The sequence below is a fragment of the Bacillus infantis NRRL B-14911 genome (genome assembly GCF_000473245.1).
GTDB lineage: Bacteria > Bacillota > Bacilli > Bacillales > Cytobacillaceae > Bacillus_AB > Bacillus_AB infantis.
Map to the genome: position 1 here is coordinate 1 of NC_022524.1, position 12500 is coordinate 12500.

Annotated in this window: 8 protein-coding genes and 1 rRNA gene (1 of these 9 running past the window's edge); all 9 read left to right on the plus strand. The window is 48.0% G+C overall.

Annotated features, from left to right (window positions below; translation table 11 throughout):
- Positions 1 to 519: 519 nt before the first annotated feature.
- Positions 520 to 1866, plus strand: coding sequence for a chromosomal replication initiator protein DnaA (gene dnaA / locus N288_RS00005; protein WP_022543190.1), 1347 nt, complete (start codon positions 520 to 522; stop codon positions 1864 to 1866).
- A 183-nt stretch (positions 1867 to 2049) separates the two neighbouring features.
- Positions 2050 to 3186, plus strand: a complete 1137-nt coding sequence (dnaN, locus tag N288_RS00010) for a DNA polymerase III subunit beta (protein ID WP_009791671.1) — start codon at positions 2050 to 2052, stop codon at positions 3184 to 3186.
- Between the two features lie 275 nt (positions 3187 to 3461).
- Complete coding sequence (yaaA, locus tag N288_RS00020; protein WP_009791670.1) at positions 3462 to 3674, plus strand: S4 domain-containing protein YaaA; 213 nt, start codon at positions 3462 to 3464, stop codon at positions 3672 to 3674.
- 25 nt (positions 3675 to 3699) lie between these two features.
- The gene (gene recF / locus N288_RS00025) at positions 3700 to 4818 is read left to right on the plus strand and encodes a DNA replication/repair protein RecF (RefSeq protein WP_009791669.1); all 1119 of its coding nucleotides are present in this window, start codon (positions 3700 to 3702) and stop codon (positions 4816 to 4818) included.
- Between the two features lie 9 nt (positions 4819 to 4827).
- Entirely contained in the window at positions 4828 to 5073 is a 246-nt protein-coding gene (gene remB, locus N288_RS00030) for an extracellular matrix regulator RemB (protein WP_009791668.1), read from the plus strand.
- Positions 5074 to 5192: 119 nt separating this feature from the next.
- Positions 5193 to 7115 (plus strand): DNA topoisomerase (ATP-hydrolyzing) subunit B, encoded by a 1923-nt coding sequence (gene gyrB / locus N288_RS00035; RefSeq protein ID WP_009791667.1) that lies wholly within the window; start codon positions 5193 to 5195, stop codon positions 7113 to 7115.
- 227 nt (positions 7116 to 7342) lie between these two features.
- Positions 7343 to 9877, plus strand: coding sequence for a DNA gyrase subunit A (gyrA, locus tag N288_RS00040; protein WP_009791665.1), 2535 nt, complete (start codon positions 7343 to 7345; stop codon positions 9875 to 9877).
- An 81-nt stretch (positions 9878 to 9958) separates the two neighbouring features.
- Entirely contained in the window at positions 9959 to 11056 is a 1098-nt protein-coding gene (locus N288_RS00045; RefSeq protein WP_009791664.1) for an HD-GYP domain-containing protein, read from the plus strand.
- 323 nt (positions 11057 to 11379) lie between these two features.
- Positions 11380 to 12500 (plus strand): 16S ribosomal RNA (locus N288_RS00050) (it continues 429 nt past the right edge of the window).

Here is a 12500-nt window from a genome sequence, read left to right on the forward strand (position 1 = left end):
GTCCATTTTGCTACCTTTGAAATTTTACCTTTTTTCCGACTGAATGTCACGACCCTTTTTTAAATTAGCTGCTGTTAAATTTTCCTGCTTCCTGCTTTTAACGGCTTTTGTGGATAAATTTTCGACAAGATTTTCACTATCCACAGGGGCTATGACAAGTTTTTAACAGACTAACTGCTTGTGGACAATTAATATGCACAGGAATCCGGCTTTGTGGATAAAGCATTAAAAACCATTGCATGGCTTACTATTATTTGATATTATAGTTGTGTTTTCACACTTAATAAATATTGTGCATAACTTCCTTATCCACAGATTGTGGATAACATGTGGACAGGTTATTCAGAGGCTTTGATGAACTTTGTCCACAATCCGGGGAAAATGTCGAAATCCCGAATTGTTTCCTTATTATATATTTATCCACACAAACAGTTTCGTATATAGATCACATAAGGGTTGTACAACTTGTATAACCCATCGTTCTGCTGGACGAAACTAACAGAAAAGGAGGGATACCTGTTGGAAAACATTGCGGATCTTTGGAATAATGCTCTGGCCAATATCGAAAAAAAAATCAGCAAGCCAAGCTTTGACACATGGCTGAAATCGACCAAGGCACATTCTCTCCAGGGAGACCTGCTCATCATCACGGCACCGAATGAGTTTGCGCGCGATTGGCTGGAAGAACGCTATTCGCAGCTGATTTCCGGGATTCTCTACGACATAACGGGAGAGGAACTGGGGGTTAAATTCATTATTCCGCAGAACCAGGGCGAAGAAGAGGTTGATCTTCCGGTCCCGCCGAAAAAAGGGAAAAAGGATGATGACCAGCCTGAACTTCCCTTAAATATGCTCAATCCAAAATACACCTTTGATACCTTTGTCATCGGCTCCGGCAACCGCTTTGCCCACGCAGCTTCACTGGCAGTAGCCGAAGCGCCTGCCAAAGCTTATAACCCGCTGTTCATCTATGGGGGAGTCGGACTGGGAAAAACCCACCTTATGCATGCGATCGGCCATTATGTACAAGATCATAATCCAGCTGCTAAAGTGGTTTATTTGTCTTCCGAGAAATTTACGAATGAGTTCATCAACAGCATCCGCGACAACAAAGCTGTCGATTTCCGCAATAAATATCGAAATGTCGATGTTCTCTTAATTGACGATATTCAGTTCCTGGCCGGAAAAGAACAGACCCAGGAAGAATTTTTCCATACATTCAATACACTGCATGAAGAAAGCAAGCAGATTGTCATTTCCAGTGACCGGCCTCCAAAAGAGATTCCGACGCTTGAAGACCGTCTCCGCTCCCGGTTTGAGTGGGGGCTCATTACCGATATCACACCGCCGGATCTGGAAACAAGGATTGCCATCCTGCGAAAGAAAGCAAAAGCTGAAGGGCTTGATATCCCGAATGAAGTCATGCTTTATATTGCCAATCAGATCGATTCAAATATCCGGGAACTCGAAGGTGCACTTATACGCGTAGTAGCTTATTCTTCTTTAATCAATAAGGATATCAACGCCGATCTGGCAGCAGAAGCATTGAGGGACATCATCCCAAGCTCCAAGCCGAAGGTCATCACGATTCATGAGATCCAGAAAACGGTCGGGGAGCATTACAGTGTAAAGCTTGAGGATTTCAAGGCAAAGAAGAGGACAAAGTCTGTTGCTTTCCCGCGGCAGATTGCGATGTACCTCTCCAGGGAGCTGACTGATTTTTCCCTGCCTAAAATTGGCGAGGAATTTGGCGGGCGCGACCATACAACTGTGATCCATGCTCATGAGAAGATTTCAAAGCTGCTCCAGACAGATCCGCAGCTCCAGAAGCAGCTGAAGGAATTGAATGAGCTGTTGAAAGTTTAGAAGAAATGTGAATAACTTTTTATACTTTGCACACAGTCTGTCCACATGTGGATAGGCTGTGTTTCCTTTCAAAAATGGAGTTATCCACATACTAACAGGCCCTACTAGTACTATTACTATCTTTTAAAACAAAATATATATATATTCAGCCAGTAAAAAAATATGCCAATCCGGAGGATAAAAATGAAATTTCAAATTCAGCGCGATTCATTAGTCCAAAGTGTCCAGGATGTCATGAAAGCCGTGACAAGCAGAACGACGATCCCGATCCTAACAGGAATAAAAATTGTCGCATCAGAGGAAGGAGTTACCTTAACAGGCAGCGACTCCGATATTTCCATTGAATCTTTCATCCCGAAAGAATCCGATGGCAATGAAATTGTTGAAATCTCAAGAACCGGCTCCATCGTACTGCAGGCAAAGTTTTTCAGTGAAATCGTAAAAAAGCTGCCTACAGACAAAGTCGAGATCGATGTGCAAAACCACCTGCAGACCGTAATCCGCTCGGGCAAATCCGAATTTAACCTGAACGGCCTGGATGCTGAAGAATATCCGCATCTGCCGCAGCTGTCTGAAGAAAAGATCTTCCGCATCCCGACCGACCTCTTGAAGGCAATGGTCCGCCAGACAGTCTTTGCAGTGTCCACCTCAGAAACACGCCCTATCTTGACAGGTGTAAACTGGAAGGTGGAAGATGCCGAGCTGACCTGTATTGCAACAGACAGCCACAGGCTTGCGCTAAGGAAAGCAAAGGTCGAAACAGAAGCAAACGAATCCTATAATGTAGTCATTCCAGGCAAAAGCCTGAGCGAGCTGAGCAAAATCCTCGATGACAATAATGACCTGATCGATATCGTTATTACAGAAAATCAGGTGCTCTTCAAAGCTGAAAATCTTTTATTCTTCTCAAGGCTGCTTGAAGGGAACTATCCTGATACCACAAGACTGATCCCGAATGAAAGCAAGACGGAGATTGGCATGCAGACGAAGGAATTCCTGCAGGCGATCGACCGAGCTTCCCTGCTGGCAAGGGAAGGGAGAAACAATGTCGTGAAATTCTCTACCATCGAGGATGGTGTGGTTGAAATATCCTCCAATACACCGGAAATCGGAAAAGTAGTGGAGGAAGTACAAAGCCAGTTCATAGAGGGAGAAGACTTGAAAATTTCCTTCAGTGCAAAATATATGATGGATGCCTTGAAGGCCCTCGAAGGAACTGAAATCAAAGTCAGCTTCACAGGAGCTATGAGGCCGTTCGTCATCCGCCCGATGAATGATGAATCAATCCTCCAGCTGATTCTGCCGGTAAGGACTTATTAATCCGTCACTTCCTGTATACTATTGCGAAAAAACTGCCTGACGGCGGTTTTTTTGCTTTAACGGAGAATCGGACACCAGTAACTGGCACATAAAAATTTCCTCTTTTCTTTGTAAATGGTGCAATTTTTTAGTAAAATAAAGTATTGGGAAAGAATCGGCCAGACTGAAATTCTTCCCTTCAGAATTCTCCGGAACTATATGTCCGGGATCACGCTTTAAAATAATTTCCGCCCCCCCTTTTAGGAGCTTGGCTGGAAAATGAAAGAGTGGATCAAATGACGGATATCCAAATCTCAACGGAATATATCACACTGGGCCAGTTCCTCCAGGTGGCCGATCTCATCCAGACCGGCGGAATGGCGAAATGGTTCCTGGGTGAATACGAAGTGTTTGTTAATGATGAACAGGATCAAAGGCGGGGAAGGAAGCTCCGTTCCGGCGACAAGGTGGAAATACCGGGCATCGGCGCCTTCCGGGTGACAGAGTAGCAGATGCTAAAAGGATGTATGGCCTATGTTTATTGAGCAGTTGCTCTTAAGGAATTACCGGAACTATGAATCGCTTGAGGTTCAGTTTGAAGATAAAGTGAATGTCATAATCGGCCAGAATGCCCAGGGCAAGACGAATGTCATGGAATCCATCTATGTGCTGGCAATGGCGAAGTCCCACCGGACGTCAAATGATAAAGAACTTATACGGTGGGATGAGGATTATGCTAAAATAGAAGGAAGGGTCCGCAAAAATCATGGACCTTTGCCGATGCAGCTCGTCATTTCCAAAAAGGGGAAAAAGGCGAAGTGCAACCATATTGAGCAGCAGAGATTGAGCCAATATGTCGGGAATATGAATGTAGTGATGTTTGCTCCTGAGGATCTCCACCTTGTCAAAGGGAGCCCCCAGGTCAGACGCCGCTTTATTGATATGGAAATCGGCCAGGTATCGCCGGTTTATTTGCACGATGTCGGCCAATACAATAAAATCCTCCAGCAGCGGAACCACTACCTGAAGCTTCTGCAGACAAGGAAGCAGACCGATCAGGCGATGCTGGAAATCCTGACGGAGCAGTTCATTGAGATGGCGGCGAGGATCGTGGCGAAGCGCTTCGAATTCCTTAAGCTCCTCCAAAAATGGGCAATGCCGATCCATGAAGGCATATCAAGGGGCCTTGAGACCCTGAAGATTGAGTATAAGCCGTCTGCCGATGTATCAGATGGCCAGGAATTGTCGAAAATGATAAAAGTATACCAGGAAAAATTTGAAAAAGTCAGAGGACGGGAAATCGACCGGGGAGTCACCATGTTTGGCCCCCACCGGGATGATCTGGCTTTTTATGTAAATGGCAGGGATGTCCAGACATTCGGCTCCCAGGGCCAGCAGAGGACGACCGCCCTTTCTCTGAAATTGGCGGAAATCGAGCTGATCCACTCTGAAATCGGCGAATACCCCATTCTCCTGCTTGATGATGTACTGTCAGAGCTGGATGATTACAGGCAGTCCCACCTGCTGAACACGATCCAGGGCAAAGTGCAGACCTTTGTGACGACAACAAGCGTCGACGGGATCGACCATCAGACGCTGAAAGAGGCAGCTGCATTCGAGGTGGAGGCAGGTACGCTGAAAAAAATCCAGTGAGGTGATCGTGTGTACGTCCACATAGGAGAAGACATACTTGTCAGAACAAGGGATATTATCGCCATCATTGACAAACAAAGCGTCAGCTCATCCAAATACATTGAAGAGTTCCTTCAGCAGCACGACCAGGTCGTCAACCTCTCCAAAGGATCCTTCAAGTCTATCGTAGTCACTGGCGATAAAGTCTATTATTCCCCCCTAGCCTCCGGAACATTGAAGAAACGCTCTTATAAATTGACTGTTCAGGAATTTTAAAAATATCAACTTGGAAGCGGGGCCCTGTGCCTGGCAGCTAATTTCAGGTTTTCTTATAGATTTTCACTGTGCAATAAAGCGAGTAATGCAAATGGAAAGTGTAGGTGATCGATGTGTCAATGGAGGAAAAGGCTATTCAGGAGCAATCGTATGATGAGAATCAGATACAGGTTCTGGAAGGGCTCGAAGCAGTCCGGAAGCGTCCGGGGATGTATATCGGTTCAACAAGCAGCAAAGGGTTGCACCATCTAGTCTGGGAAATCGTTGATAACAGTATAGATGAAGCCCTGGCCGGATATTGTTCAGAAATCAATGTCATCATTGAAAAAGATAACAGCATCACGGTAGTGGATGACGGGCGCGGAATTCCGGTCGGCATCCATGAGAAAATGGGCCGCCCGGCAGTCGAGGTCATCATGACCGTCCTGCATGCCGGCGGTAAATTCGGCGGCGGCGGATACAAAGTTTCCGGCGGTCTGCATGGTGTTGGCGCCTCTGTCGTGAATGCCCTGTCAACAGAGCTTGAGGTATTTGTCCGCCGTGACGGCAAGCTTCATTACCAGAAGTTCGAACGCGGCGTCCCTGCTGCGGATCTGAAAGTCATCGGGGAAGCAGAAGAAACCGGGACAACGATCCACTTCAAGCCTGATGGCGAAATCTTCACCGAAACGCTTGAATACGAATATGAAATACTGGCAAACCGGATCCGGGAGCTGGCTTTCCTGAACCGCGGCCTGAAAATCACAATTGAAGACAAGCGCGCCGAAAATAAAAAGAGCGAGTATTTCTATGAAGGCGGAATCAAGTCCTATGTTGAGCATCTCAACAGGACGAAGGAAGTCCTCCACGAAGAACCGATCTATATTGAAGGCGAAAAGGAAGGCATCACCGTCGAGGTTGCCATCCAGTATAATGACGGCTTTACTGGCAATATTTATTCTTATGCCAATAACATCCACACATATGAAGGCGGAACCCATGAGTCCGGCTTTAAGACAGCCCTGACGAGGGTGATCAATGACTATGCCAGGAAAAATGGCATCTTCAAAGACAGTGATGCCAATTTGTCCGGAGAGGATGTCCGTGAAGGGCTCACAGCAATCGTCTCGATCAAGCATCCGGATCCCCAGTTCGAGGGGCAGACAAAAACGAAGCTTGGCAACTCGGAAGTAAGGACAGTCACTGACACGTTCTTCTCAGACCATTTCGAAAAATTCCTGATGGAAAACCCGCAGGTTGCCCGGAAGGTTGTAGAAAAAGGGCTGATGGCTGCAAGGGCGAGGCTTGCTGCGAAAAAAGCCCGCGAGCTGACAAGAAGAAAGAGTGCTCTGGAGGTATCAAGCCTGCCGGGTAAATTGGCAGACTGCTCTTCAAAGGACCCTTCCATCAGTGAACTGTACATCGTTGAGGGTGACTCTGCCGGAGGATCCGCCAAGCAGGGCCGTGACCGCCACTTCCAGGCCATCCTTCCTCTGAGGGGTAAAATCCTCAATGTTGAAAAAGCCCGCCTGGATAAGATCCTCTCCAATAACGAGGTACGGGCCATCATAACGGCTGCCGGTACAGGGATTGGCGATGACTTTGAAATTTCCAAGGCACGTTATCATAAAATTGTCATCATGACCGATGCAGACGTCGATGGTGCCCATATCCGGACACTGCTCCTGACGTTCTTCTACCGCTATATGAGGCAGATCATTGAAGCAGGCTATATCTATATCGCTCAGCCGCCGCTATATAAGGTCCAGCAGGGCAAGCGGGTGGAATATGCCTATAATGATAAGCAGCTTGATCAGATCTTCGAAGAGCTTCCGAAGGCTCCGAAACCGAATATCCAGCGCTACAAGGGTCTTGGGGAAATGAATCCTGAGCAGCTTTGGGAAACAACAATGGACCCAGGCACCAGGACGCTCCTTCAGGTCAGCCTTGAAGATGCAATCGAAGCCGATGAAACATTCGAAATCCTTATGGGCGACAAAGTTGAGCCGCGCAGGCAGTTCATCGAGGATAACGCGGTATACGTTAAAAACCTCGACATCTAATTTTCAGGACAGGATAGAATGACGCCCTCTATCCTGCTTTTTATATCATGGCTCTTTTTTCGGCTGATTATGATATCTGCCGGGGAGTCCCTTTTTCCAAAAATGCTGCCTGTCCTCCTTCGGGCTCTGCGGCGGCATATGAACTTCGATAAATGTTATGGCACCAGGCGCCACCGGCTCTATTGAGCTGAAACGCCTTGCGATGTTCCTATAAGGAGGTACCTTCTATGGCTGAGACGCCTAGTTCCCGTGTAACAGAAATAAATATAAGCCAGGAAATGAGGTCTTCGTTTCTTGACTATGCCATGAGTGTAATCGTTTCAAGGGCGCTGCCCGATGTCCGTGATGGACTAAAGCCGGTGCACCGCCGTATTTTATACGCGATGCATGACCTTGGCATGCACTCAGACAAGCCTTATAAAAAATCTGCCAGGATTGTCGGCGATGTTATAGGTAAATACCATCCGCACGGCGACTCTGCCGTTTATGAAACAATGGTCCGGATGGCGCAGGATTTTAACTACCGCTATATGCTCGTCGATGGACACGGCAACTTCGGTTCTGTTGATGGCGACGCTGCAGCAGCCATGCGTTATACAGAATCCCGTATGTCCAAAATCTCCATGGAGCTTCTCCGTGACATTAATAAAGATACGATTGATTATCAGGATAACTATGACGGCGAAGAAAGAGAGCCGGTTGTCCTGCCGGCCAGGTTTCCTAACCTGCTTGTGAACGGAACCACCGGGATTGCCGTAGGGATGGCAACCAACATCCCTCCGCACCAGCTTGGGGAAATCATTGACGGCGTACTTGCAATAAGCCAGGAGCCTGATATCACCATTCAGGAGCTGATGGAAATCATCCCTGGCCCCGACTTCCCGACAGCCGGCATGATCCTTGGCCGCAGCGGAATCCGCAAGGCTTACGAAACAGGCCGCGGCTCCATCACGCTTCGGGCAAAGGTGGATATCGAGACAAAATCAAACGGCAAAGAGACGATCATCGTCCATGAAATCCCTTACCAGGTCAATAAAGCCAGGCTCATCGAAAAAATCGCCGAGCTTGTCCGCGACAAAAAGGTCGATGGCATCACTGACTTAAGGGATGAGTCCGACCGGAACGGGATGAGGATTGTCATCGAGGTCCGCAAGGATGCCAACGCAAGTGTCATCCTTAACAATTTATATAAGCTGACGGCCCTGCAGACGAGCTTCGGCATCAATATGCTCGCACTTGTCGATGGCCAGCCGAAGGTTCTGAACCTGAAGCAATGCCTGAAATATTATCTGGACCACCAGCAGGTAGTCATCCGCCGCAGGACGGAATTCGAGCTGAGGAAAGCCCAGGCAAGGGCTCATATCCTTGAGGGCCTGCGCATCGCGCTTGACCATCTGGATGAAGTCATCAGCCTGATCCGCAGCTCTCAGACAACTGAGATTGCCAGAGAAGGGCTCATGACTCAATTTGAATTATCCGATAAGCAGGCACAGGCCATCCTCGATATGCGACTGCAGCGCCTGACAGGCCTTGAGCGCGAGAAGATCGAAGATGAATATCAGAGCCTTGTTAAATTGATTGCCGAGCTGGAGGCAATCCTTGCAGACGAGGAAAAGGTGCTTGAAATCATCCGAGAAGAGCTTACAGAAATCAAGGAGCGCTTCAATGACGAGCGCCGCACAGAAATTGTATCAGGCGGTATTGAACAGATAGAGGATGAAGACCTGATCCCGCGTGAAAACATCGTCATTACACTCACGCATAACGGGTATGTCAAGCGCCTTCCTGTATCGACCTACCGGGCCCAGAAGCGCGGAGGCCGCGGAATCCAGGGAATGGGAACCAATGAGGACGATTTTGTTGAGCACCTGATCACAACGTCCACCCACAATACCCTTCTTTTCTTCACGAACAAAGGGAAGGTGTACCGTGCCAAAGGATACGAGATCCCTGAATTCAGCCGTACGGCCAAAGGGATCCCGATCATCAACCTGCTTGGCATCAATAAAGATGAGTGGGTAAATGCCGTCATTCCGGTTGAAGAGTTTGTGGACGAATGGTTCCTGTTCTTCACAACGAAAGAAGGTATCTCAAAGCGTTCCCCGCTTACTTCATTCGGAAATATCCGCAACAACGGCCTGATCGCACTGAACCTGCGTGAAGGCGATGAACTGATTTCCGTCCGCCTCACAGACGGCAGCAAGGAAATCATCATCGGCACGAAAAACGGGCAGCTGATCCGTTTCCCTGAAACAGATGTCAGATCCATGGGCCGTACCGCCACCGGCGTCAAAGGGATTACCCTGGACAGCGATGATGAAGTGGTCGGAATGGAAGTGCTCGAGGAAAACTCAGAGATCCTCATGGTCACAAAGAAAGGCTATGGAAAAAGGACCCCTGAGATGGAATACCGCGTCCAGGGCAGAGGCGGAAAAGGAATCAAGACAGGCAATATCACTGATAAGAACGGAACAATTGTGGCAGTTAAAGTGGTCACAGGCGAAGAAGACATCATGCTGATCACAACAGGCGGCGTGCTTATCCGCATGGCGGTCGGAGATATATCTACGATGGGCCGGAACACACAAGGTGTAAGGCTGATCCGCATCAATGACAGCGAAGGTGAATATGTCGCAACCGTCGCCAAGGTCGAAAAAGAAGAAGAAAAGCTTGAAGAGGCCCTGGCTGAAGAAGAAGAAATTCTGGATGCTGAAACTGCTGAAGAAACTGCAGAGGCTCCATCCGAAGATGAAAATGAATAATCAAGAATTGAGAGGAACACAAATTTTGTGTTCCTTTTTTTTGGCAAAATAAAGTAAAATAGTAAAAAAGACTTAATTGGGGTGCAGCTTGTGCGTGTAAATCTAAATGACCTGCAAGAAGGATGCATACTGGCTGAGGATATCTTCAGTCTGACAAACCGTCCGATCATCAAAAAGAAAACAGTCCTGACAGCAGAATTGCTTGAAGTGATGAAGGCATTCTTCATCGAAGATGCCGCAGTGGAGAAGACTCTCTCTGATGGCATGCCGTTCTATCCTTATGGAATGGGGGCAGATGAAGAAAAGGACAGCAGCCCATCCAGCCAGGTGAATACCTCCCTAAAGGGTGCTGACTTGTTCCTGAGGTCTGTTCAGGACTTTAAAAAGGAATTCACTGCCTGGCAGTCAGGCATGCAGATAGATATCTCGAAAATCAGAAGCATCCTGATTCCGCTTATCGAAGCAACGGAAGCCAATCCGGCAGAACTATTTTCGCTCTATCACTTTTCCACAAAAGCCGACTACCTTTATCAGCATCCGATTGCAGTAGGGCTTTTGAGCGCCTTTATCGGAAAAAAACTCAACTACAGCAAGGGGGACATTGTCCAGATTGCATTAGCTGGCTGTCTTGCTGACTGCGGGATGGCAAAAATCAGCCCTGCTATCATCAATAAAAAGACTTCATTGACCCAAAGCGAATTCAATGAAATCAAAAACCACTGCGCCTACAGCTATAAAATGATCCAAAACCTGCCGCTCTTAAGGGAAAGCACCAAGGTTGCCGTGTTCCAGCATCACGAAAGGCTGGATGGCAGCGGATATCCGTTCGGGGAATCAGATAAGATCCATCCTATCGCCAAAATTATAGCAGTTGCAGACACCTTCCATGCCATGACATCTGAAAGGCAGTACCGTCTCAAGCGTTCCCCATTTAAAGTGCTTGAGATGATGATGCAGGATGATTTCGGGAAATATGATCTCCAGGCCATCCAGGCACTGGGGTCAGGACTCATCACCTTCTCTATCGGAAGCAGAGTCATTCTATCAGATGGAAGAAGAGCTGAAATACTCTTTATTGAAGAACAGCATCCGACGCGGCCGATGATTAAAATCATCGCAACAGATGAAATCCTCCGCCTGGAAAGCAGCAGACATCTATATATTGAGGAAGTTTTATAGAAGCCGGCAGATGCCGGCTTTGTTTTTAGGTGAAGATGATCACTGACCTGACGATTGTATGAATGGAACTGTGAAAAATAAAGATTGATAGGAATATAAAAAAGTCCTTGTAAAGCACCTGATATCCTGCTATAATCAATCAAGTCAGCAAATCACATTTGAGGACAGCCTGAAAAAACACTTCAAAAAAAGTGTTGACGGCGACTGATTAAAATGTTATTATAGTTAAGTCGCTTCAGGGCGATAGAGATTGTTCTTTGAAAACTGAACGAACAAAAAACGTCAACGTAAATCTTATTTTTATCAGAGCTAAATCTTACTCTTATATGGAGAGTTTGATCCTGGCTCAGGACGAACGCTGGCGGCGTGCCTAATACATGCAAGTCGAGCGGACGGATGGGAGCTTGCTCCCTGAAGTCAGCGGCGGACGGGTGAGTAACACGTGGGCAACCTGCCTGTAAGACTGGGATAACTTCGGGAAACCGGAGCTAATACCGGATAATGCACAGCCTCTCATGAGGCTATGCTGAAAGATGGTTTCGGCTATCACTTACAGATGGGCCCGCGGCGCATTAGCTAGTTGGTGAGGTAACGGCTCACCAAGGCAACGATGCGTAGCCGACCTGAGAGGGTGATCGGCCACACTGGGACTGAGACACGGCCCAGACTCCTACGGGAGGCAGCAGTAGGGAATCTTCCGCAATGGACGAAAGTCTGACGGAGCAACGCCGCGTGAGTGATGAAGGTTTTCGGATCGTAAAACTCTGTTGTCAGGGAAGAACAAGTGCCGGAGTAACTGCCGGCACCTTGACGGTACCTGACCAGAAAGCCACGGCTAACTACGTGCCAGCAGCCGCGGTAATACGTAGGTGGCAAGCGTTGTCCGGAATTATTGGGCGTAAAGCGCGCGCAGGCGGTCTCTTAAGTCTGATGTGAAAGCCCACGGCTCAACCGTGGAGGGTCATTGGAAACTGGGGGACTTGAGTGCAGAAGAGGAAAGTGGAATTCCACGTGTAGCGGTGAAATGCGTAGAGATGTGGAGGAACACCAGTGGCGAAGGCGACTTTCTGGTCTGTAACTGACGCTGAGGCGCGAAAGCGTGGGGAGCAAACAGGATTAGATACCCTGGTAGTCCACGCCGTAAACGATGAGTGCTAAGTGTTAGAGGGTTTCCGCCCTTTAGTGCTGCAGCAAACGCATTAAGCACTCCGCCTGGGGAGTACGGCCGCAAGGCTGAAACTCAAAGGAATTGACGGGGGCCCGCACAAGCGGTGGAGCATGTGGTTTAATTCGAAGCAACGCGAAGAACCTTACCAGGTCTTGACATCTCCTGACAACCCTAGAGATAGGGCGTTCCCCTTCGGGGGACAGGATGACAGGTGGTGCATGGTTGTCGTCAGCTCGTGTCGTGAGATGTTGGGTTAAGTCCCGCAACGAGCGCAAC